General features: G+C 68.5%; 15 protein-coding genes. 12 read left to right on the plus strand and 3 right to left on the minus strand.

The window, feature by feature from the left end; all coding sequences use genetic code 11:
- Positions 1-9: 9 nt before the first annotated feature.
- Both D1643_RS00570 and D1643_RS11680 read left to right on the plus strand, forming a co-directional pair.
- Positions 10-2,436 carry an N-acetylmuramoyl-L-alanine amidase gene (locus tag D1643_RS00570; protein ID WP_160707596.1) on the plus strand — a complete coding sequence of 809 codons (2,427 nt, stop codon included), beginning with the start codon at positions 10-12 and terminating at the stop codon, positions 2,434-2,436.
- 159 nt (positions 2,437-2,595) lie between these two features.
- Complete coding sequence (locus D1643_RS11680) at positions 2,596-6,198, plus strand: hypothetical protein (protein ID WP_160707598.1); 3,603 nt, start codon at positions 2,596-2,598, stop codon at positions 6,196-6,198.
- 94 nt (positions 6,199-6,292) lie between these two features.
- On the opposite strand, the gene D1643_RS00580 is transcribed toward D1643_RS11680, so the two are convergent.
- Together D1643_RS00580 and D1643_RS00585 are read right to left on the minus strand one after the other, a co-directional pair.
- The gene (locus tag D1643_RS00580; protein ID WP_160707600.1) at positions 6,293-7,240 is read right to left on the minus strand and encodes a DMT family transporter; all 948 of its coding nucleotides are present in this window, start codon (positions 7,238-7,240) and stop codon (positions 6,293-6,295) included.
- Positions 7,241-7,243: 3 nt separating this feature from the next.
- Positions 7,244-9,040 carry a phosphotransferase gene (locus tag D1643_RS00585; RefSeq protein ID WP_160707602.1) on the minus strand — a complete coding sequence of 599 codons (1,797 nt, stop codon included), beginning with the start codon at positions 9,038-9,040 and terminating at the stop codon, positions 7,244-7,246.
- Between the two features lie 250 nt (positions 9,041-9,290).
- On the opposite strand from D1643_RS00585, the gene D1643_RS12125 reads away from it, so the two are divergent.
- A complete protein-coding gene (locus D1643_RS12125) occupies positions 9,291-10,820 on the plus strand; it encodes an N-acetylmuramoyl-L-alanine amidase family protein (protein ID WP_160707604.1) in 1,530 nt (509 codons plus the stop codon).
- Between the two features lie 65 nt (positions 10,821-10,885).
- On the opposite strand, the gene D1643_RS00595 is transcribed toward D1643_RS12125, so the two are convergent.
- A complete protein-coding gene (locus D1643_RS00595; RefSeq protein ID WP_236643256.1) occupies positions 10,886-11,260 on the minus strand; it encodes an Hpt domain-containing protein in 375 nt (124 codons plus the stop codon).
- 361 nt (positions 11,261-11,621) lie between these two features.
- On the opposite strand from D1643_RS00595, the gene D1643_RS00600 reads away from it, so the two are divergent.
- From D1643_RS00600 to D1643_RS00640, 9 genes are all read left to right on the plus strand, one after another.
- Positions 11,622-12,296, plus strand: coding sequence for a flavin reductase (locus D1643_RS00600; protein WP_160707606.1), 675 nt, complete (start codon positions 11,622-11,624; stop codon positions 12,294-12,296).
- A gap of 185 nt (positions 12,297-12,481) precedes the next feature.
- Entirely contained in the window at positions 12,482-13,162 is a 681-nt protein-coding gene (thyX, locus tag D1643_RS00605; protein WP_160707608.1) for an FAD-dependent thymidylate synthase, read from the plus strand.
- A gap of 11 nt (positions 13,163-13,173) precedes the next feature.
- On the plus strand, positions 13,174-14,463 hold the full coding sequence (locus D1643_RS00610; RefSeq protein ID WP_160707610.1) for a DUF1385 domain-containing protein: 1,290 nt from the start codon (positions 13,174-13,176) through the stop codon (positions 14,461-14,463).
- Positions 14,464-14,593: 130 nt separating this feature from the next.
- The gene (locus tag D1643_RS00615) at positions 14,594-15,325 is read left to right on the plus strand and encodes an amino acid ABC transporter ATP-binding protein (protein ID WP_160707612.1); all 732 of its coding nucleotides are present in this window, start codon (positions 14,594-14,596) and stop codon (positions 15,323-15,325) included.
- Between the two features lie 10 nt (positions 15,326-15,335).
- Entirely contained in the window at positions 15,336-16,271 is a 936-nt protein-coding gene (locus tag D1643_RS00620; RefSeq protein WP_370520232.1) for a transporter substrate-binding domain-containing protein, read from the plus strand.
- On the plus strand, positions 16,271-17,419 hold the full coding sequence (locus D1643_RS00625; RefSeq protein ID WP_160707614.1) for an amino acid ABC transporter permease: 1,149 nt from the start codon (positions 16,271-16,273) through the stop codon (positions 17,417-17,419). Before D1643_RS00620 ends, D1643_RS00625 begins: the two co-directional genes overlap by 1 nt.
- On the plus strand, positions 17,416-18,072 hold the full coding sequence (locus D1643_RS00630) for an amino acid ABC transporter permease (RefSeq protein WP_160707616.1): 657 nt from the start codon (positions 17,416-17,418) through the stop codon (positions 18,070-18,072). Before D1643_RS00625 ends, D1643_RS00630 begins: the two co-directional genes overlap by 4 nt.
- A gap of 441 nt (positions 18,073-18,513) precedes the next feature.
- Entirely contained in the window at positions 18,514-21,033 is a 2,520-nt protein-coding gene (locus tag D1643_RS00635) for a DNA topoisomerase I (protein WP_160707618.1), read from the plus strand.
- Between the two features lie 910 nt (positions 21,034-21,943).
- Entirely contained in the window at positions 21,944-22,627 is a 684-nt protein-coding gene (locus tag D1643_RS00640) for a hypothetical protein (RefSeq protein WP_160707620.1), read from the plus strand.
- Positions 22,628-22,829: the final 202 nt, after the last annotated feature.

A 22,829-nucleotide genomic window follows, 5' to 3' on the forward strand; every position in this document is an offset into this window, starting at 1 on the left:
GGGAACGTCTTGCGCTCCCGTGAGAATCGACTTGCTCTGACCGGCGCCTTCGCGGCGCTCATGATGGCGGCGGCGCTGCTTCTCGGCGCCTCGGCCGCTTGGGCCACGGAAAGCGCGGAGGGGGAGGATCCCGGCGCCCAGGCCCGCTCCATCTCCTCCGCCCGCGTGATGGACAAGGCGGCTCCTGCCGCCAGCGCCGCCGATGCGGGCGGCGATGCCGGCGATAATGGCGATGACGGCAAGGAGGATCCCGACAAGCCCTTCACCATCGCCCTTGACCCCGGCCACGGCGGCAGCGACCCGGGCGCCCTCGGCAACGGCCTCCAGGAGAAGGACCTCAACTGGAAGATCGCCTTGGCCTGCAAGGCGGAGCTCGAGCAGTCCTACGATGCCCGCGTGGTGCTCACCCGGGCGGAGAACGAGTGCCCCTCGCTGGCCGAGCGCGTCGATCGCGCCCTCAACGCCGATGCCGACGTGTTCGTGAGCCTCCACATCAACAGCGGCGGTGTGGCCGTGCGCGGCGCCGAGGTCTACCACCCGAACAACGCGACCTACCACCAGGAGCTCTACGCGCGGGGCCAGGGTCTCGCCCGGAGCATCCTGGCCGAGCTGCAGGGGCTGGGGCTGCCCAACCGCGGCCCGAAGATTCGCAACACCGAGGCGGGCGGCACGTACCCTGACGGCTCGGCCTCGGACTACTATGGCGTTATCTACCACTCCCGCCGAGCCGGCCTGCTCGGCATCATCGTCGAGCACGCCTTCATCACCAACGCCAGCGACGCGGTGCTCCTGCGCAGCGATGCGACGCTGACGCGCATCGGCCAGGCTGATGCGCGCGGTATCGCCGAGTACTACGGCCTGGCCGTCACCCCTGGCTGGAAGCAGGTCAATGGCAAGTGGAAGCACCATGACGGCACGAGCTATGCCGTGGGCGGCTGGCGCCAGGTGGACGGCGCATGGTACCTCTTCGACGGGTCGGGCTTCATGCTCACCGGATGGCAGGCCGTCGGCGGCACCTGGTACTACCTGAACGGATCGGGGGCCATGCACACCGGCTGGCTCAACGACCGCGGCACCTGGTACTACCTCAAGCCGGACTCCGGCGCCATGGCCACGGGCTGGGTGGAGGTGGACGGCTGCCGCTACTACCTGAACGGGTCGGGCGCCATGCAGGCCGGCGGCTGGAAGGCCATCGGCGGCCAGTGGTACTGGCTCCACGGGAGCGGCGCGGCAGCTACCGGCTGGCTCAACGATCGCGGCACCTGGTACTGGCTCGACAAGGCGACGGGAGCCATGGCCACCGGGTGGGTGCTTGACGGCAAGACCTGGTACTGGTGCGACGGATCGGGCGCCATGCTGCACAGCCAGTGGCTTAACCGCGGGGGCACCTGGTACTACCTGACGGGGTCGGGCGCCATGGCCACCGGTTGGATCAACCTGGGCGGTACCTGGTATTGGCTCGACAAGGAGTCCGGCGCCATGGCTACGGGCTGGGCTCACGATGGAACCGCCTGGTACTTCATGGAGGGGTCGGGCGCCATGCGCCGCGGTCCGGCATGGCTCAACCAGGGCGGCACGTGGTACTGGCTCTATCCCTCCGGCGCTATGGCCACCGGGTGGCTCAACGACCGCGGCACCTGGTACTATCTCAAGCCGGGCTCCGGCGCCATGGCCACGGGCTGGGTTGAGGTCGACCGCCAGCGCTACTACCTGACGCCGGGATCCGGTGCCATGCACGTTGGTTGGCTCAAGCTCGACGGCGCCTGGTACTACCTGGAGGCCTCGGGCGCGGCGGCGCGCGGCTTGCGCACCGTCGGCGGAGTGGAATACCGCTTCGACGCCAAGGGCTTGTGGGTGGACGATCCCGACCTGCCCGAGGCGCTCAAGCCGGCGCTCACCGGCATCATGGGCACGGTCGAGGTGAAGCCGGCCGATCTAGCGGCGCTCTACGAGGCCAAGGCCAAGGCGAGCGGCGGGAAGATCGTCTACCCGGCTGAGGCCCTGGGGCGCGGCGGCGCCCCCGACATCGCCGCCTTCTGCGCCATCGTCACGGAGGAGGCCGCTGCCGAGGGCGTACGCGCCGACGTGGTGTTCGCCCAGATGATGGTGGAGACCGGCTGGCTGCGGTTCGGCGGCGACGTGAAGGTGGAGCAGTTCAACTTCGCCGGCTTAGGGGCCACGGGCGGTGGCGTGCCCGGCAACTCCTTCCCCGACGTGCGCACGGGCGTGCGCGCCCAGGTGCAGCACCTTAAGGCCTACGCTTGCGCCCAGCCGCTCAAGCAGGACTGCGTCGATGAGCGCTTCAAGTACGTCACCCGCGGCTGCGCGCCCTACGTGGAGTGGCTCGGCATCCCCGATAACCCCGAGGGGAAGGGCTGGGCTGCCGATGCCGGCTACGGAAAGAAGCTCCTGGCCGTGATGGCGGAGATAGGGTAGCGGACCTGCGATCACGCCTCCCTCCCGTCGGCATTCGGGCGGATGCTGCCGGACGCTGCGGATTGCCCCCTCGCTCAGACTGCTTTCGTGCGGTGGCGAGGGGGCAATCCGTTGTATAATGCCGGGAGCTGATCCCCCGAGCACCACGGAGGTCGAACGATGACCCGTCATGTTTCCAGCGCGCGTCGCCCGCGCGCTGCCTCGAGCCGTCGCCTGACCCGCGCGCTCGCTGCTCTTTGCGCTGTCTGCGCCCTCGCGCTTCCCCTTGCCGCCTTCGCGACTTCTCCCGCCTATGATCCCGCCGGCATCAAAGATGCCAACCGCTACCAGCTCGTCTTGGTGGTGCGCTTCGCCGGCGACACCATCGGCGATGGCGATACGGGGCTGAACCGGCCCGGATACAGCGCGAACACCGAGTGGAGCTACCAGTTCGGCACCACCCTCAACGGGGTGCCTGCCGGCACGGCGGCGAGCCCCACGCTCTACAGCTATCTCAAGGAGGTGTCGGGCGGCAAGGTGCGCCTGAAGTCGGTGACCCCTCAGGCTGATGAGGCGACGGGACGCGTCGCCTACCTCACCTTGCCCAATTCCCGCGCCTATTACGAGAAGTTCGGCTCAGGCGGCTCTGAGGTGCTCGCGGCCGATGCCGTGGCCGCATTCAACGCCACCTACAAAACCTTTGACGTCGGTGTTCTCGATGGCGATGGCGATGGCACCGCTGACAACTTGCTCGTGATTCCCGAGGTGGGCAACGACGCGCCCAAGGACGGAGCGAGCCCGCTGTGGCCTCGTCGTTCCGACATCGGCTCGGAGACCTACCTGGTAGGCGGCGGTAGCCGGGTGCGTGCGGTGGGCTTTACGTTGGTGGACACCTCCCACCTCCAGGGTGCCGGCACCGTCATCCATGAGACGATCCATGCCTTCGGCGCCAAGGACCTCTACCGGGCCGGAAGTTTCGTTGAGAGTGCGGGCGGCAAGCCCGTCGGCGTGTGGGACATCATGGCCCAGCACGGCGGCTCCAAGCTCATGCGGCCGCTCGTCATCACTCTCCAGGACTGCGGCTGGGCCTCTCTCGGGGAAGTGAGCGCGGGCACCCACACGCTTTACGCGCCTGGCTCGGGCAAGCCTCAGGCGGTCATGTTCAAGTCTCCGCTCTCAGATTCCGAGTATTTCGTCGCGGAGTTCCGCAAGGCGAACACGAACATCGGCGACTTATCTGCCCTTGACACCTCCGATGGCACGCCGAGCACCATCGGCGGCTCGGGCCTGATCGTGTACCGGGTGAACCCGCCGCATAAGGAGACGGGCAACGGCAACAAGGGCGATAAGGACTACGTCTACGTGTTCCGCCCCGGTGAGACCACGGCGAACGACGGCGTGCGCGGCGACGGCGCGGGGGACGTGCGCAACGCGCAGCTGAGCGCATCAGGCCGCAAGAGCCTCGGCACCGCTGAGATGGACAAGGGGCTCGCAGACGGGGCCATCACCTACTCGAGCGGCCAGAACTCGGGGATCGTCGTGACGGTGAAGAGCCAGGCCGCCGATTCGATCACCTTCGAGGTGGCCTATCCCGACTACGATGCATCGGGCATCTGGCAGATGGTGACGAACGCCGACGGCTCCAACCCGCTGCCGACCTCGGGCATCATCGGCGCGCGCGTCACCTCCGACGGCTCCAAGGCCTATGTGCTCACCTCCGCGGGGACGGCGAGTAGCTTCACGACCCGGCTCTTCACCTACGACGGCGCGAGCTGGGCGAGCCTGGGCGTGATCGCCCAAGGCCCCGACGCCTACGGCCTTTGCGTCCTGAACGGCACGCCCTACGTGCTGCTTTCCGACCATAGCAATCTGATCGTGAAGGCCTATGGAAGCGGCGTCTGGCGCGAGGTCGCCCGCGTGGCGGCGTCGAACAGCACGCCTGCCATCGGCGTTGCGGGCGGCAAGGTCTACGTCTTCGCCGATCGTTCGGACGGCCAGTCGCGTCTCTACGCCCTTGAGGGATCGGCCCTGCGCGAGCAGGCCGGGGGCGCGCCTTGCGGTCACCCGACGAATCCCGTCATAGCCGAGGTGGCCGGCAAGCCGACCGTGATCTGCGGGAACTTCGCCAGGAATGAAGCCACCTCGCAGAAAACCGGCGCCTGGACGCACGAGGACGGCGCGTGGACCCTCAAGACCCTGTGGGATCTGTCTGCCACCTCGGTGAGCGCGGCGGTGAGCGGATCGGCCACCTACGCGCTCCTCGCGAACCAGGACGGCGCCACCGCGGTGATGTCGCTTGTCGCGGGCAGCGGCAGCAAGACGACGAATCTGGGCGACGCGCTTCCCAAGACCATGACCGCCTCGCTCGCCGCGCGCGGTGGCGTGCTCTACGCTGCCGTGACGGAGCGCGGCGCCTTCAATCCGGTGCGGGTTTACCATGCCCCGGCGGCCGACTGCTCGCGCTGGACGCCGCTCGGCGCGAGCGTAGCCGCCAACGCCTCCGGATCCGACGTCGCGCTGCTTGACGACAAGGTGTACTGCGCCGCCTACGACTCGGTCAGCGGCACGGTATCGCTGCGCCGCTACCAGGCGCCCGACGTGTCCGGGCCCACCGCCATCAGCATTGCCTCGGCTGCGGTGACCGGCGTGACGAGCAAGACCTATGACGGCACGGCCAAGACGCAGAACATCGCGGTGACCGTGAGCGGCGTGAAGCTCGTCCAGGGCGCTGATTACACGGTGTCCTACGCCAGCAACGTGAACGCCGGAACGGCCACGATGACCCTCACGGGCAAGGGGCACTACACGGGCAAGAAGACGGTGCCCTTCACCATCAACCGCGCCAATCTCAAGGCGGCCTCCATCGCCGCCATCCCCAACCAGACGTACACCGGTGCCGCCCTCAGGCCCGCGCCGACGGTGACGCTCGGCGGCAAGCGGGTCGATCCGGCCAACTACGCGGTGTCTTATGCCAACAACGTCAAGGCAGGCACGGCCACCGTGACCGTGACGGCCCGAAGCGCCAACTACCAGGGGTCTCGCTCCGCCACGTTCAAGATCGTGGCACCCGCCCCGCCCAAGCCCGATAAGCCGACTACCCCGACGACGCCCACCACCCCCACTACGCCGCCGAAGCCGACGACGCCCACTACGCCGCCAGCGCCCAGCGAGCCGCAGATGCCCGCGTGCGCGCCGGGGTGGCAGAACGTGGGCGGCACGTGGTATTACGGCACGCCGGCCGGTGTGCGAGCCACGGGCTGGGTGGCTGTCGGCGGCACCTGGTATTACCTTGACCCCGCCACGGGCGCCATGCGGATCGGCTGGGTAAACGACCGCGGCACGTGGTACTTCCTGCACGGATCCGGAGCCATGGCCACCGGCTGGCTCAACCTGGGCGGCACCTGGTACTGGCTTGAGGGCTCTGGCGCCATGGCCACGGGCTGGCGCTGGGTCGGCGGCGCGTGGTACTACCTGCACGGCAGCGGCGCCATGGCCGTGGGCTGGGCCAACGTGGGCGGAACCTGGTACTACCTCCATGGATCCGGCGCCATGGCCACGGGCTGGCTGCGCACCGGCGGCGCCTGGTACTACCTCCATGGCTCAGGCGCCATGGCCACCGGGTGGCTCAATCTGGGCGGCACGTGGTACTACCTGTACGGCTCAGGCGCGATGGCCGCCAGCACGTGGGTGGGGGACTACTACCTCACCGGCAGCGGTGCCATGGCCACCAACACCTGGATCGGCCCCTGGCGCGTAGGCGCCGACGGACGCTGGATCCGCTAGCACCGCTCGTCTTCTCGCGATACGTCAGCAGGTAAAGAGAGGTCCCCGGCTGCTGCCGGGGACCTCTCGCGCGTCTTGCGGCCGTGGGGGAGTGTTACGCTCGGGCCTTGGCCGGTCGGCTGAACAGCTCGTTCCAATCGCTCGCCGACAGGATGGTGCCGCAGAGGATGGCCACGCAGCAGGCCACCTCCACAGGTCCTGGGATAGCGCCCAGCAGGATCACGCCGAACACCACGGCCCACGCCGAGTAGGAGATGTTGAGCGCCATGCCCTTCGCGGCGCCGATGACCGAGATGCCCTTGTAGTAGAACAGGTACGACACCGCGCCTGCCAGGCCGGCCAGGGCCACCACGCCGGTGGCCAGCGAGGGGATTACCGTGAGCGTCCATGCCCAGGCGCCGAACAGGGGCAGCACCACCACGCAGTACACGAGCGCCGAGGTGGTCTCGCGAATCTGCAGGGCCGTCTCGTTGTCCACGGCATCATCGCGCATGCCCCAGGCGCACAGCACGGCCTCCGAGCCCCAGCCGATGACGCAGGCCGCGGCTCCGATGAGACCGAGCACCGGGTCGCCGCTCACGGTGGTGTCGGCGGAAAGGTAGCCCATGGTGACAATGCCGGCCAGAGCCACCATGAGGGCGATCACCTGCTTCCAGGTCATCCTCTCCTTGAGCAGCAGCACGGCCATCACCGTGCCGAAGGCGGGGTAGAACGATGAGATGATGGCCGTATAGCCGGCGCCGATGTTGTTGATGGCCGTCACGTAGCCGGTCATGCCGATGGGGCCTCCCAGGAGCGCGCCGAGCATGACCACCTTGCCGCTGCGGGTCTTGAGCGCGGCGAGGGTGTCTCCCAGGCGCCCGCGCACCGCCATGTAGAGGAACAGCCATAGGGCGCAGAACACATCGTGGAGGGCTGAGCTCACGATGGCGGCCAGGGCCAGCGCCTCGACGGTGTCGATGTAGGGGGCCATCGTGAGCGCGATGCCCAGGATCACCGTGTCGAGGGCCCAGAGGATGCCGCTCGTCAGTCCGTACTTCATAGGTTACTCCTCGCTGATCATGGCCTCGGTGTCGTACCACCGCAGGACCTTGTCCATGTACTTGCGCGCGTAGTTGTAATAGATGTAGAGCCACTCGCCCACGAAGTCCCCCTCGGCCTCCTTCACAAGCGACCAGAGGTACCAGCACCAGCCGGCCAGGGCCACGAAGGCGAAGTTGTGGCGCATCTCCTCGAAGGTTGGCTCGCGGCCGAAGTAGTGCCGCAAGGCCGCGAGCGCCTCGGCCTCGTCGAGCTCGCAGCATACGGTGAAGGTGCCGAAGTCGTTGGCGTAGTCGCCCATGCCTGCGTACTCCCAGTCGATGAGCGCGAGGCCCCCCTCGGCGTCGAAGAGGAAGTTCAGGTAGAAGAAGTCGTTGTGGGTGAGGCAGCGCGGGGCCCCGTCGGCGGCGGCGTGCTCGCGCAGGCGGCGGGCCTTGGCGAGCATCTCCTCGTAGCCGGGCACGTCCACCGGCCCGCGCTCGCGCAGGAGTGTGTCATAGCGCAGCCCCTCCTCGAAGAAGTCGAAGGAGCGTTTCACCGCCACGTCCCAGCTGTGAACCTCCCGCGCCACGGCCATGGCGCGCGCCAGCTGGGCGTCGTCGTGGGGATCGAGCTGGCGCGCATCGGGAATGAAGCGCGATATCTTCCAGCCCTTCTCCGGATCCTCGTGGATGAAGGTGTCATCGACGCCCATCTCCTTGGCCAGCTTGAGCGCGGCCACTTCGGCCGAGCGATCGATGAGCTGCTCGGTGCCCACGCCGGGGTGGCGGTAGACGAACTCTCCGCTGTCGGTGCGGAAGTGGCAGGAGAGGTTGGTGAGTCCCTGCTTGAGCGGGTAGACGTCGCGGATCTCGGCCTTCGTGCAGCCGAGCACGTCCACGATGTTGTCAAACACCTCGGAGTCCACGTTCTCCAGGAACAGCGGGTCGAACTCGCGCAGCTCGTCGAGGGAGTCGAACTCGTGGATGACCCCGGGGGCGAAGCGGCGCACGGCCATGTCGAGCTCGCGGATGTGGTCGACGTAGAGCTCCTCCCACAGCTTGTCGGAGGTCTGGGGCAGGTCGTACTCCGCCTCGAGGATCTCGACGAAGCGGCGTGAGAAGGCGCGATCGAAGTAGACGTGGCCAATCATGTACCACGCGTCAGCCCCGCCGACGGTGACGCCCTTGATGCGATCGCCCGCCCCGATCTCCAGGCACCACTCCTTAGTGGGGCCCTCCTGGTAGGCTGCCGAGTAGCAGGCCTTCCACTGATAGGGCTCGAAGGGGTTCTCGGTGAAGTAGTCGTCCGACGAGCAGATGTAGGTGCTGCCGAGCCGATCGCGCACGGCCATGAGCGAGGAGTTGTTGTTGCGCGAGGCGTACTCCTCGTTGACTACGATGCTCACCCCGTATTTGTCCTCCAGGTAGAAGAAGTACTCCTTCTTATACCCGACGATGACGGTGATGGCGTCGATGCCCGCCTCGCGCAGCTGCTCGATCTGCCGCTCGATGAGCACCTCGCCGCGCACGCGCAGAAGCCCCTTGGGCTTCTCGTAGGAGATGGGGGCGAAGCGGGTGGACATGCCCGCGGCCATGATGACGGCGTTCTCCACCCGGTAGGGGGCGAGCGCGGCGCGTCCGGCATCGGTGGGGGAGCCCTCCGCGGTGAGGCCGGACGCCTCGAGCGCCTTGGCCGCCGCGTTGACCGTCCCCACGGATAGCCCCGTGCGACGTGCCAGCTCACGCTGGGATGCTCCTGGTTCGCGCTCAAGCGCGGCCAGGACGGCGAACTCGTTCTTCTGAAGCTCCCTCTCGGCCATGGGCCTCGTTTCCTCCTTCTGCATGCGTCTGAGCAATGCGTGTTCAATATTTGAAATCAATTTCGTCAGTATAGAGCGATCTGTTCAAAAACAAAATGGGATTTATAAAAATGAACAATTTGAGCCGAGGAAAGGCCTTGGGCCGATGATAGGGGCGCCCTTTCGAGGAGGTAGGGTGTCTTTCGCGGTATCATGGGGCAGAGAGCTTTTTCGCGATGCCGCGCCGTGGCGCGGGGACGGAGGAGGACGTATGAAGACAAGACGGCTTTGGGGCCTGCTGCTGACGGCGTTGCTCGCGTTCGGGCTATGCCCTGCGCTGGCCTTCGCTGACGAGGCGCAGCCGGCAGCCGGCGAAGCTGGGGCTGCGACGGCCGCCGACGACGCGGCCGGCGATGCGGGCAAGGACGAGGGCGACAAGGACGGCGAGGGCGAGGAGAAGCCCAAACCCGAGCCCGTGTCCCTGGCCGGTGCGACGCTCAGCCTCGCGGGTGGTACGACATTCGAGTACACCGGCCACGCCATCGTGCCGGCTGTCACGGTCAAGGTGGACGATCGTACGCTCGCGAAGGACGTGGACTACCGCGTCGACTACGCCTCCAACCTCCTGCCCGGCACGGGCGTGGTGAGCGTGGTGGGCGTGGGCGACTACGATGGCATCAAGACGGTCACCTTCACCATCAAGCGTAGCGCCGGCAACGAGGTGGCGCTGCCCGGCTCATGGGTTAAGAACGCCCGCGGCTGGTGGTACAAGAACAGCGATGGCACCTACCCCGTCTCCTGCTGGCGGGTCGTGGATGGCGCGCGCTACTGGTTCGACGCGAGCGGCTACATGGCCACCGGCTGGCTGTCCCAGGGCGGTAAGTGGTACTTGCTGGCGGGGTCTGGCGCCATGGTGAAGGGCTGGGCCAACGTGGGCGGCACCTGGTACTACCTCGGCGCTAATGCCGACGACGCCAAGACCTACGGCGTCATGGCCACCGGCTGGCTCAAGCTCGCCGAGGGCTGGTATTACCTGGATCCCTCCGGCGCCATGGCGTCTGGCGGGTGGAAGAACCTGGGCGGTGCGTGGTATTACCTGGGCAAGTCGGGCCTCATGGCCACCGGCTGGGTGAAGGATGCCGGCAAATGGTACTACCTCAAGGACTCCGGCGCCATGGCCACGGGGTGGGCCAAGGACGGCAGCACGTGGTACTACCTAGAGGGATCGGGCGCCATGGCCACGGGCTGGAAGGCCGTGGGCGGTACGTGGTACTACCTTTATCCCACGGGCGCCATGGCCACCGGCTGGGTTAATCCGGGCGGCACGTGGTACTACCTCAAGGACTCCGGCGCCATGGCCACGGGCTGGCTCAAGCTGGACAAGACGTCCTACTACCTGGAGCCTTCGGGCGCCATGGCCACGGGCTGGAAGAACATCGGCGGCAAATGGTACTATCTCCAGGCCTCGGGAGCTCGGGTCGAGAACGCCTGGATCGGCAACTACTTCCTGACTGCCGACGGAACCATGGCCGTGAGCCGTTGGATCGATGACTACTGGGTAGGCGCCGATGGCAAGTGGGTTCCCAAGCACGGCACGGCGGGCGCTGGCTCCTCGACGAACACCGGCTCGGGGGATGTGGGCTCCACCAAGACTGTCTGGTGGTCGGACAAAGACCACGTTGTCTACCACCTGGACAAGGGCTGCCAGAGCCTCACCGGCGCCACGGGCCTCAAGAGCGGGGCGGCAGCCGATGCGCAGGCCGCCGGTAAGACGCGCCCCTGCAGCCTCTGCAGCCGCTAGGATGACGAAGGCCCCCGGAGAGTCAACTCTCCGGGGGCCTTCCTGGTAGCTGGGGGTCGTGATGCCTACAGCGTCCCGTCCCGCAGGGCCTCGAGGCCCTCGACGGCTTTCTTGTGGGCCTCCTCCACCTGGGGGAGGTGCTTCTCGGCGGCCTCGTACTCGCCGGCGTGCAGGGCGTCGGACTCATAGGTGGCGGCCTCGTAGAGGGTGCGCAGGGAGAGGTTGCCGGCGACGCCCTTCAGGCTGTGCGCCTGGTTGTACGCGTCATCGAAGTCCTTCACCTCAAGGGCGGCCACGAGCCCGGCGAAGTGGGTGTCGCCCAGGTACTTGAGCGCCAGGCGCTCGAAGAGGGCCTCGTTGCCCTCGAAGCGCTCCATGGCATCCACGTAGTCGATCCCGTAGGGGGCGAGCTTGTCGGCCAGCGTCGCTGTCATCGTCATCACAATCCTTTCCCGTGATGGTGCCCAACAGCGAATGCTCCTCGCGAAGGGCGCCATGCGCGTCACCGGGAGGCGACTGCGCATCGGCTCGTAGAACTTTGATCACAGTGTAATTATGACGGCCGCCCTTGCCGCATCATGGCGGACAGCCGTTACCTTTTTGACGCATTCGGCGAGCGATGCGCCTGGAGGAGGCATGCGCGGCGCTGGGCCGGGTTGCGCGCGGGAAACGAAACGGCGACGCTTTTTCCGCTCGATGGCCCGCACGGCATCACCCCGGCTTGCCTGCCGTGGTACCCTGCTTCCTGGCGGGCGGCGACAGGGCCCCCGCGCGACTGCGACCAGACCGAAAGGGGCCTCCATGATAGACAAGTCGGCGTTCAACGCCCTGAGCTACGGGCTCTACCTCATCACCTCGCGGGAGGGCGAGCGCAAGGTGGGCTGTGTGGCCAATACGTTCCAGCAGGTAACCGCCACGCCGCCGCGGGTCTCGGTGGCCCTGAACAAGGAGAATGCCACCGCCCAGGCCGTCCGGGAGACGGGCCGTTTCGCCGCCACGGTGCTCGGGCAGGGGGCCACGATGGACCTCATCGGCGCCTTCGGGTTCCGCTCGAGCCGCGAGTTCGACAAGTTCGCTACCTGCGCGCACGAGCTGGATGCGGCTGAGATCCCCTACGTCACCTCCCAGGGCGTCGCGCGGTTCTCCGTGCGCGTGGAGCAGGTGATCGACGTGGGCACGCACCTGCTGTTCGTCGGCGAGGTGGAGGAGGCCGCGTGCTTGGCGGACGCCGAGCCCATGACGTACGCCTACTACCATACCGTGCTGCGCGGCAAGACTCCTCCTAAGGCCTCGTCCTACCAGGGCGACGCCGCGCCCGCCGAGGCGGCCCCCGCCGAGCCCGCGGCCGAGCGCTGGGGCTGGCAGTGCACCCTCTGCGGCTACATCGAGGAGGGCTACCCCGACGGGCTGCCCGAGGACTACGCCTGCCCCATCTGCGGCGTCGGCCGCGAGATGTTCGAGCGCGTGCGCCTCTAGCTCCCTGCGCCGGCGCGCGCGGGAGCGCTCCCGCGTCTGCGGGCTGCATCCTCGGGGCCGCCCCGGATGCGGCCCGCCGTGTTTTTTCGGCGGCTTGCCCGCGCGGCTCCGCCGTCGCAGCGCGCGCCCGATATACTTTCGGAGGACGAACGGCCGCCTGCGCGGCCCCTCTCGAAAGGAACCCCATGCACGTCGAGCTTCTCTACCACACCCCCGACCCCGAGCGCGCCATCGCCACGGCGGCGCGCCTGTGCTACGCGCCCGTCGGCGCCGCTGAGCTCATGGAGACCATGCCCCCCGAGCGCGTGGAGAGCGTGCTGTCCACCATCATGGGATCGGGCCACTTCTCCACCCTCGAGCACGCGAGCTACACCTTCGCCATCGACGGCGTGTCCCGCGCGCTCACCCACCAGCTGGTGCGCCACCGCATCGCCAGCTTCAACCAGCAGTCCCAACGCTACGTCAAGTTCACGAGCGGCCTGGAAACGGTCAAGCCCGGCTCAGTGGCCGACGACCCGGAGGCCAGCCGCGTGTTCGACGAGGCCATCGAGGCCGCCATCGCCGCCTACGAGCGCCTGCTCGAGGCCGGCATTCCCGCCGAGGACGCCCGCTACCTGCTGCCCAACGCCGCCGAGACGAAGATCGTCGTCACCATGAACGTGCGCGAGCTGCTGCACTTCTTCGAGCTGCGCTGCTGCAACCGCGCCCAGTGGGAGATCCGCGAGCTGGCGCACCGCATGCTGGAGCTCGCGCGCCCCACGGCCCCCTTCATCTTCGGGGACGCCGGCGCCCCCTGCGTCCACGGGGCCTGCCCTGAGGGCAAGATGACCTGCGGAAACCCCTATCCCCGCGTGACGCGCGGCTAGCGGGCGGTCTCATGGGGAAGGGAGGCGACCTCTCGCGCGCGTTCGCGGAGGACGGCGCGCGCAAGACCCATGTGGGCGGCCAGGCCCTCATCGAGGGCATCATGATGCGCGGCCGCTACAACTGGGCCGTGGCCGTGCGCGAGCCCGACGGCGGCATCTACGTGGAGGAGCACGACCTGGCGAGCGGTGCCGAGAGCAACGGCTGGATGTACTGGCCGCTCGTGCGCGGCTGCCGCGCCCTCGTCGAGTCGCTCATGCTCGGCTACAAGGCCCTTGAGATAGCGGCGCTCCACGCCTTCGGCGACGAGGAGGGCGCCTCTCGGGCGGCCGAGGAGGCCGTGGCGCTGGAGGATCACGCCGAGGCCGAGGCGGTGGCCGACGTGGCGTCCGCCGAGCATCCCGCGGATGCGCCCGCTGGCTCGCGCCAGCCCGGCGCCGACGGGGCAGGCCGTTTCTCGTGGGGTCGGGACTTCGGCCGGCCCGAGGTGATGGTGGACGCCCTGGGCGCCCAGCGTGTGCTCGAGGTGGTCGAGGGCGCGCCGGAGCCTGCCGCGCCGGAGTCTGCCGCGCCCGCCGCGCCCGCCGACTCCGAGGACTCCTTCGGCAAGCGCGAGATGGCGGTGGCCATGGGCCTGGGGCTCGTGTTGGGCGTGGTGCTGTTCATCGTGGCGCCGGCCTTCATCACCAACCTCATCGTGGGCGAGTACGATCAGCACACGGTGCTCTGGAACGTCGTCGACGGGCTCCTGCGCGTGGCCGTGTTCGTCTTCTACCTGTGGCTCATCGGGCGCATGGAGGACATCCGCCGCATGTTCATGTACCACGGCGCCGAGCACAAGACCATCCACTGCTACGAGCACGAGCTGCCCCTCACGCCTGAGAACGCGCGCTCCTTCCCGCGGCTCCACGTGCGCTGCGGCACGGCCTTCCTCATCATGGTGATGGTCATCGCCATCTTTGTGTACACTATCTTCCCCGTGAACGCGCTCATCGATGCGTGGGGCGTGCCGGACGGCGCGCCGAAGCTCGCGCTCGTGGTGGTCGTGCGCATCCTGCTCATGCCCGTCATCGCCGGCATCTCCTACGAGATCACGGTGAAGTGGGCCGGCTCCCATCCGGACAACCCGCTGGTCAAGGTGATCCTTTGGCCGGGCATGCAGATGCAGTACCTCACCACCAACGAGCCGGACGACGAGCAACTGGCCTGCGCCATCGCTGCCATGGAGCGGGTGCTCATCCGCGAGGAGGCCGAGGCGGCCCGGGCGGCGTCGGGCGCGTCCGCCGGCCCCTCGGCGTCCTGACGGCGAGGGGGGCGCTGCGGGCGTCCGCCAACCGTCGAGGTCCTGTTTACCCCGCGAAATCAACGGCGCCGGCCGCGGCGCTACCATGTCACGAGGCTATCGGTTGAGGAGCAGATAGGAGCGTGGCAGCGTGGATCCCCTCATCTCCGTCCGGGACATCCGCAAGAACTTCGGCAAGGTCGAGGCGCTCAAGGGCGTTTCGCTCGACGTGGACGAGGGCGAGAAGGTCGTCATCATCGGGCCGTCCGGCTCGGGCAAGAGCGTCCTCATCCGCTGCATCAACGCGCTTGAGCGACCTGACTCGGGTGACATCATCGTGGACGGCATGGATCTCATGGCGCGCAAGGTGGACACGCGCAAGCTCGCGAGCGAGGTGGCCATGGTGTTCCAGGGCTACAACCTCTACCCTCACAAGACGGTGCTCGAGAACGTCACCTTCGCCCCGGAGAAGGTGCTCAAGGTGCCCAAGGCCCAGGCCGAGGAGGCTGCCGTGGCCTACCTGGAGCGCGTGGGGCTCGCGTCTAAACTCGACAAGTACCCCGACCAGCTCTCCGGCGGCCAGCAGCAGCGCGTGGCCATCGCCCGCGCCCTCAACATGCACCCCAAGATCATGCTGCTCGACGAGCCGACGAGCGCGCTTGACCCCGAGATGGTCAACGAGGTGCTCGACGTCATCAAGTCGCTCGCGGAGACCAACATGACCATCGTCATGGTCACCCACGAGATGGGCCTGGCCCGCGACGCCGCCGACAAGGTGGTGTTCATGGAGAACGGCCTGGTGGTGGACGAGGGCACGCCCGACTACATCTTCGGCGAGACGGACAACGCCCGCATCAAGGCGTTCCTCTCGAAGATCCTCTAGGAGGCGTCCCGTGAACGGGCCGATCCGCTCCTCGCTCGCCTCCGCGAACCTCTCCCGGCGCGCCTTCACGCGCCTGTCGGCCGCCCTGGCCGCCACGTGCCTCGTCGGAGGCGCCGGCTCGCTGCTGTCCGGCTGCGCCCCGTCCGGCGACGTGCTGCGCGTGGGCACCAAGATCGACGTCCCCGGCTTCGGCTTCCAGAACCCCGAGACCGGCTCGGTGGAGGGGCTCGAGGTGGACGTGGCCCGCGAGCTCGCCGCCCGCCTCAAGGGCAGCTCCGACGCGCTCGAGGTGACAGGCGTGAACGTGACCACGCGCGGTGCCATGCTCGACAACGGCACCCTCGACGCGACGCTGGCCACCTTCACCATCACCGAGCAGCGCAAGCGCAGCTACGACTTCTCGCGGCCCTACTACATCGACCACATCGGCGTGCTCGTGCGCAAGGACTCGGGCATCACCGACCTGGCCGGGCTCGACGGCAAGACGGTGGGCGTGGCGCTCTCGGCCACCACCAAGGACAAGCTGGGACAGGCCGCGCGCGAGCTGGGCATCACGCTCAAGTTCGCCGAGTACGCCACCTATCCCGAGATCAAGATCGCGCTCGTGGCCGGGCGCGTGGCCGCCTTCTCGGTGGACAGCTCCATCCTCCTGGGCTACCAGGACGCCTCCACGTTCCTGCTGCCCACGCAGTTCGCGCCGCAGGAGTACGGCGTGGCCACGCGCAAGGGCAGCGCGCTGTCGGCCCCCATCGACGAGGCCATCGCCGCCATGGAGGCCGATGGCACCCTGCGCGCGCTCAAGGAGCGCTGGGGGCTGTCGCTTGTGACCGAGGCTGACGTGGAGGCCGAGGAGGCGGCGGGCGGCGCGGGCCTTGGCGCGGGGGATCCGGCCGACGACGCACCCGGCGCCGGCGCCCCCGCGGGCGCGGAAGGGGGCGGGGCGTGATGGGCGAGGTCTTTGCACCCTACAAGTGGGCGGCGCTCGCCGAGCGCTGGCCGGACATCCTGGCGGCCTTCGGCACCACGGTGGGCATCTCCGCGCTCGCGCTCGTCATCGCGCTTGCGCTCGGGTTCGCGTTCGGCGTGCTCTCCGTGTCGCGCCATCGTGTCCTGCGCATCGTCACCCGCGTCTACGTCGAGGTGGTGCAGAACATCCCGCTGCTCTTGCAGGTGTTCGTGCTCTACGCGGTGTTTCCGCTCCTCGGCCTGTCGCTCGCGTCGTTCTGGATCGGCGTGCTCGCCATCGGCGTCTACCACGGCGGCTACATCTCCGAGGTGGTGCGCTCCGGCATCGGCTCCATCCATCGCGGGCAGTTCGAGGCGGCGCGCTCCCAGGGCTTCTCGCCCGTTCAGACGATGACGCTCGTCATACTGCCCCAGGCCATGCGCATCATCCTGCCGCCTTTGGCCGTGCAGGCCGCCAACCTTGTGAAGAACACCTCGGTACTCGCCCTCATCGCCGGCGGGGAGCTCATGTACTTCTCCAACTCGTTCGCCGGCGACACGAGCTACTACGGACCGGCCTACGTGGCGGCGGCCGTGCTCTACTTCGCCATCTGCTTTCCGCTCTCCCGTGCGGCGGTCTACCTGGAGCATCGGATGCTCGTGCACCGACACGTCGCCACTGGCGACGCCTCCGAGGAGCTGGCGAGCGACCCGGTGGAGGTCACGCCCGGATCCCACGACATCACCGGGCACGCCGCCGCCGAGGCCCTCGCTGGCGGCGTGGGCACCATGATGGAGGGCGCGACGCTGCTCGTGCCGGCCCGCCAGGCGCCCTCGCCGCGCCATCCGCTTCACGCGTGGGATGCGGCAGGGGAGTGCGACGGCTCGGGCGACGCGCCCTTTACTGGCTGCCAGGCTGCCGAGATAGCCGCGGACTTCGGGCTCGAGGCGGCCCAGGAGGCGCTCGCGGCCTCCGACGGCGACCGCATGCGCGCCTGGCAGGCGCTTCACACGCGAGCCGGCCGTCGGCGACTCGGCCACGGTCGCCCCGGCGCGGGCGCGGGTCGCACGATGCCGCACGGCGCCCTGCCGCGTCCCCGCCGCAGGCGCGGACCGGCGCGCGGCAAACGGGGAAGGAGCGGGCGATGAGCGACGTCCTGTCATTGCTCACCTGGGTGAACATCCGCTTCATGTTGGAGGGCCTGGGCCTCACCCTCGTCATATCGGCGCTCTCCATCGCCTGCTCGGTGGCGCTTGGCGCCGTGCTGTCCATCCTGCGCGGCTCGCGCCTGCGGGTGCTGCGGGGGCTGTCGATGGCCTACGTCGAGCTCTTCAAGAACACGCCGCTTCTCCTGTGGATCATGTTCACGTTCTTCGTGGCCCAGCTGCCGCCCCTGCCAGCCGCGGTGCTCGCCTTCACCCTGTTCACGAGCGCGTCGGTGGCCGAGATCGTCCGCGGCGGCTTGGCCGGCGTGCCCGTGGGCCAGTACGAGGCCGCGCGGTCCCAGGGATTCTCGGCGCCGCAGATGTACCTCTTCATCATCCTGCCCCAGGCGCTGCGCAACATGGTGCCGGCGCTGCTCTCGCAGTTCGTCACCACCATCAAGGACACGTCGTATCTGTGGGGCGCCATGGCGCTCCAGGAGCTGATGGGCCGCGGCATGATCCTCATGAACAGCTATAACTCCACCACGCAGATCTTCGCGCTGTTCGCCCTCATGGCGCTTATGTACTTCGTGGTGTGCTTCGCGCTGTCCCAGGTCGTGCGCGCCTACCAGCGCCGCCTCCGCGGCGACTGGTAGCGCTTTCTCCTGACTGAGGATCGAAACCTCTGCTTTTGGCGCTTGGCACGCAAATTCGAGCGGTTTTGCACCGGGGTTTGCCGCACGAGGCCCTCTGGAGTGTCGGTCGCGCCTTGTTTTCGGCAAAAAGCGGCGCTGTTTAGCTCATCCGGGCGCGCCCTTGGGTGCAAAACCGCTCGAATTTGCGAAACGGACGCCAAAAGCGAAGGTTCTCCGCGTTCTCCTTCGTGCTCACCCCGGTCATGCTCGCGCGTTTTTGTGCTTTTTCGGCCTGCACGGCAAAATCGTGTATCCTATGGCTCGCGTCGCGCCGGCCCTTCGCCGCGCGGCCGCCGAAGGCGCTCCGGCGCCCCATCCCCGCACACGTAAAACAAATGAAGTGGGGCAACCGTGTGAACGAGAGGGCCTGCGCCGCGGGCCGCAAGGACAGGAGGCAACCCCGTGAAACTGGTGGTTACCGAGAAGAACGACGCCGCCCAGAAGATCGCCTATCTCTTGGGGGCGAGCAAGCCCAAGGCCGACAAGGTGTTCTCCACCCCGGTCTACCGATTCGACGTCGACGGCGAGGAGTGGGTGACCATCGGCCTGCGCGGCCACATCCTCGAGCCTGACTTTGCCCCGCAGCTCGTCTACAAGAAGCGCGGCGGCTGGCAGGGCGTCACCGCCGAGGGCGAGGCCATCCCCGCCGACATCCCCGACGCGCTCGCGCGTCCCCCCTTCAAGAAGAAGAAGCCGTTCACCGAGGACGGCGTGGAGCTCAAGTCCTGGAAGATGGAGGCGCTGCCGTACCTGGTCTACGCGCCCATCGAGAAGCTCCCCAAGGAGAAGGACATCATCCGCTCCCTCAAGAACCTGGCCAAGAAGGCCGATTCCATCGTCATCGCCACCGACTTCGACCGCGAGGGCGAGCTCATCGGCGCCGACGCGCTGGCCTGCTGCCGCGAGGTCAACCCCACGGCGCCCGTGTCCCGCGCGCGCTACTCGGCCTTCACCAAGGCCGAGATCCAGGGCGCGTTCTCCAACCTGGTGGCCATGGACGAGGATCTGGCCCAGGCCGGCGCCTCGCGTCAGGACATCGATCTCATCTGGGGCGCGGTACTCACCCGCTACCTCACGCTCGTGAAGTTCGCCGGCTACGGCAACGTGCGCTCCTCGGGTCGCGTGCAGACGCCCACCCTCGCCCTCATCGTGGCGCGCGAGCGCGAGCGCATGGCCTTCGTGCCCGAGGACTACTGGGTGATCCGCGGCGCCTTCGACGCCGACGCGACCGCCGGCCCCACCGCCGGCGACGGCCCGGGCGCCTTCGAGGCCGGCCACGCCACGGCGCGCTTCAAGGACGAGGCCGCCGCCAAGGCAGCCATGGCCGCCGTCGCGGGCGCCACGAGCGCGCGCGTGGCCGCCGTGGAGAAGAAGCGCCGCACGGTGCCCGCCCCCGTCCCGTTCAACACCACGTCGCTGCTGGCCGCCGCCTCATCCGAGGGCCTCTCGCCGGCCCGCACCATGCGCCTGGCCGAGTCCCTCTACATGGATGGCTACATCTCCTATCCGCGCGTGGACAACACGGTCTACCCCTCCTCGCTCGACCTGACCGAGGTGGTGCGCACCGTGAGCGGCAACCCCGCCTACGCGCCCTACTGCAAGGAGCTCCTGTCCAAGGGCGCGCTCAAGGCCACCCGCGGCAAGAAGGAGACCACCGACCACCCGCCCATCTACCCGACGGCCAAGGCCACGCCCGACGACCTGCCGCCTGCGGAATTCAAGCTCTACAACCTGGTGGCGCGCCGGTTCCTGGCGACGCTGTCGGGCCCGGCGGTGGTGGAGGGCACCAAGGTGTCCCTCGACGTGGCCGGCGAGCCCTTCGTGGCCAAGGGCGACGTGCTGGTGGAGCCGGGCTTCCGCGCCATCTACCCTTATGGCCTCAAGAAGGACGAGACGCTCCCGGCGCTCGGCGAGGGCGCGTCGGTGGCCTTCAACGGCGCCACCTGCGTCAAGAAGCAGACCGAGCCGCCTGCGCGTTACAGCCAGGGACGCCTCATCCAGGAGATGGAGAAGCTGGGCCTGGGCACCAAGTCCACGCGCCACGCCATCATCGAGCGTCTCTACACGGTCAAGTACATCCAGAACGATCCCATCGAGCCGAGCCAGCTGGGCATGGCCGTGGTGGACGCGCTCGACAAGTTCGCGCCGCACATCACGCACCCGGACATGACGGCCGACCTCGAGCAGAAGATGGACGACATCGCCGCGGGCGCCACCACGCGTGACGCGGTGGTGGGCACCTCGCGCAACCTGCTGTCCCAGGAGCTCGGCGAGCTGCTGCCGCACTCGGAGGACGTGAAGGAGGCCCTGGCCGACGCCGTGGCCGCCGACGCCTACGTGGGGCCGTGCCCCAAATGCGGCAAGGACCTGCAGATCCGCGCATCGCAGAAGACTAAGTCGATGTTCATCGGCTGTGCCGGCTGGCCGGAGTGCGACGTGACTTACCCGCTGCCCAAGGGCAAGATCGAGGCGGTGCCCGAGCCGTGCCCCACCTGCGGCATGCCCCAGGTGAAGGTGACGGCCTTCCGCAGCAAGCCGCGTACCGTGTGCATCGACCCTAACTGCTCCACGAACCAGGAGCCCGACGTGGTGGTGGGGCAGTGCCCGACGTGCAAGGCCGCCGGCAAGGAGGCCAAGCTGGTGGCCCGTCGCAACCCGCGTACGCTCAAGCGGTCGGTGACCTGCGAGAACTTCGACGAGTGCGGCACGCGCTACCCGCTGCCGCAGTACGGAGCGCTCACGGCCACCGACGAGGTGTGCGAGGCCTGCGGCGCGCCGATGGTCGTCGTGACCACGGCCCGCGGCCCGTGGAAGCTCTGCCCCAACTTCGACTGCCCGGCCAAGGAGCAGGAGGAGAAGGCCGGCGCGCGCAAGGGCAAGGGCGCGAAGGGCGGCAGGCGCAAGGCGCCCGCCAAGAAGTAGGGGCGCCCGCACAGGGAAGCGAGGGGCCGTCCGCGATAGCGCGGGCGGCCCTCTTTTGTGTGGAGGAGCGATTGGCGGGGGCGTCGAGGCGCGGGCGCGGGGCGCGGGCGAGGGGCGTGGGAGCGCCCCCTTTGGGGCTGGGCGTTTTTCTGCGTCTGATCCTGCGAGAAAGTGCGGGTCTGCATGCGGGGAGATCGTTGGCACTGCGATTTCGCGCCGGCTTCGCTGGCGTAGGCGATGGCGACCTGGGATTATGCGAGTCAGGCTCGCTCCTTACGGGCGAGCGGGCCGGCTCCTGCCATGCAAAGCCGCACTTTCTCACAGAAAACGAGGTGTTTTTTCGCCTGATTCCATCGCGTGGTGCCGACGCCTCGCCGAGGGGGCAGCGTGCTCCGCTTGTCGGCGTGGCTTGCTGGTTCTCCCATGGGCCTGGCACCTCTCGCCCGCTTTTTCGGCTGCGGTCGCCGCGCGGGCTGTGCTCCGGTTGGCGGCGGCGCGTCAGCCTCGGCGTCATGTGGGCGTTTTGCGTCTTTCCGCGCAAACGTAAATGGCCGTTTACAGGGGGATTCCCACATCCTGCTACGGTTCTCCCATGGCCATTTTCGTCTGGGGGATATCGGCGTTGGAGCTCTGGCGCAGCCGTTTTGACGCGCTGGCTCCTTCGCGTGCGCTCCCGCAGGCCTCCGCCCGCCCTGGCTCAGCCGCAGCGGCCATCGCCTCCCTCGTCGCCGGCTCAGTTGCCCGGCCGGTGCATGTCGAAGTTGCCTCTGCGGCCCTTCGGCCCCAGGTTGCCGGCGTGGTCGCGCATGTGCGAGGCCAGCCGCTTCCTCGTGGTGCCTACTATCGGCTTGGGGGCTCGCCGGCCTCTGACGACGCGACGGTCTATGTGGCGGGTCCGGAGGCCCTCTTTGTGCAGCTCGCCGCCGAGCTGCCCTTTCTCGAGCTGGTCGCGCTTGCCGCCGAGCTGTGCGCCGGCTACGTGCTCAGGCCGGGCGATGATCGAGGGTTTTCCTGGAGGCATCCGGTGACGACGCGGAGGTCGCTCGAGCGCTTCGTGGCCCGCTGCGAGGGCGCGCGCGGCGTGCGGGCAGCTCGGCGGGCGCTTCCGCTGGTGGCGGAGGGCGCCCTCTCGCCGCCCGAGGCCAAGACCGCGCTCTTGGCCGCCCTCTCGACCCGTCGTGGGGGATACGGCTGCGGCATGCCCCTGATCAACTGCAGCCCTGACGGGCAGAGTCGCGTGTCGGAGCTGGTCGAGGCGGCCGACTCTGGGCGGGGCGTCGGCTCGTATGTGTGCGACCTCCTCTGGCCCGAGCGCGGCGTCGCCCTCGAGTACCAGGGCCGCGAGGCCCATGGCACGGAGCGGCTCGTGCGCGATGCGGTGCGCCAGGTGCGCTTGGGAGCGGCCGGCATCGACGTGGTGCCCCTCACCCACGAGCAGCTCAACGACGCGCTTCTGTTCCACGAGGTCATGATGGCGCTGATGCGGAAGTCGGGAACCCCTTGGCGCTGCACCGTGCCCGACTTCGCCGAGCGGCGGCGCGTCTTGAGGCGGGCGCTGCGCTGCCTGTCGACGGGCGCGTACCACCTCCGTTGAGGCGGGAGGAGCGAGGCTGGGGCGTGCGGGGTCGCGGCGTTGTCGTGGATGGCCGCGCCTCCGGGCGCCCGATGCCGCGATTTCCTGCGAGAAAAGCCGGGGTTTGCATGGGGCGAGGAGGCGGGGGAGGCCGCGTTCGGCTCCCGACGCCGCGTCTCTCAAGGCGTCACCTGGGGAAACAGGTGGGGTGATGCCTGCGGTT

Origin of the sequence: Enterorhabdus sp. P55 (genome assembly GCF_009911695.1) — a bacterium.
Lineage (GTDB): Bacteria > Actinomycetota > Coriobacteriia > Coriobacteriales > Eggerthellaceae > Enterorhabdus.

Coding starts and splice junctions, on each gene's coding strand:
- D1643_RS11680 (WP_160707598.1), top strand. CDS start 2,596: ATGACCCGTCATGTTTCCAGCGCGCGTCGCCCGCGCGCTGCCTCGAGC.
- D1643_RS00580 (WP_160707600.1), bottom strand. CDS start 7,240: ATGAAGTACGGACTGACGAGCGGCATCCTCTGGGCCCTCGACACGGTG.
- D1643_RS00585 (WP_160707602.1), bottom strand. CDS start 9,040: ATGGCCGAGAGGGAGCTTCAGAAGAACGAGTTCGCCGTCCTGGCCGCG.
- D1643_RS12125 (WP_160707604.1), top strand. CDS start 9,291: ATGAAGACAAGACGGCTTTGGGGCCTGCTGCTGACGGCGTTGCTCGCG.
- D1643_RS00595 (WP_236643256.1), bottom strand. CDS start 11,260: ATGACGATGACAGCGACGCTGGCCGACAAGCTCGCCCCCTACGGGATC.
- D1643_RS00600 (WP_160707606.1), top strand. CDS start 11,622: ATGATAGACAAGTCGGCGTTCAACGCCCTGAGCTACGGGCTCTACCTC.
- thyX (WP_160707608.1), top strand. CDS start 12,482: ATGCACGTCGAGCTTCTCTACCACACCCCCGACCCCGAGCGCGCCATC.
- D1643_RS00610 (WP_160707610.1), top strand. CDS start 13,174: ATGGGGAAGGGAGGCGACCTCTCGCGCGCGTTCGCGGAGGACGGCGCG.
- D1643_RS00625 (WP_160707614.1), top strand. CDS start 16,271: ATGGGCGAGGTCTTTGCACCCTACAAGTGGGCGGCGCTCGCCGAGCGC.
- D1643_RS00630 (WP_160707616.1), top strand. CDS start 17,416: ATGAGCGACGTCCTGTCATTGCTCACCTGGGTGAACATCCGCTTCATG.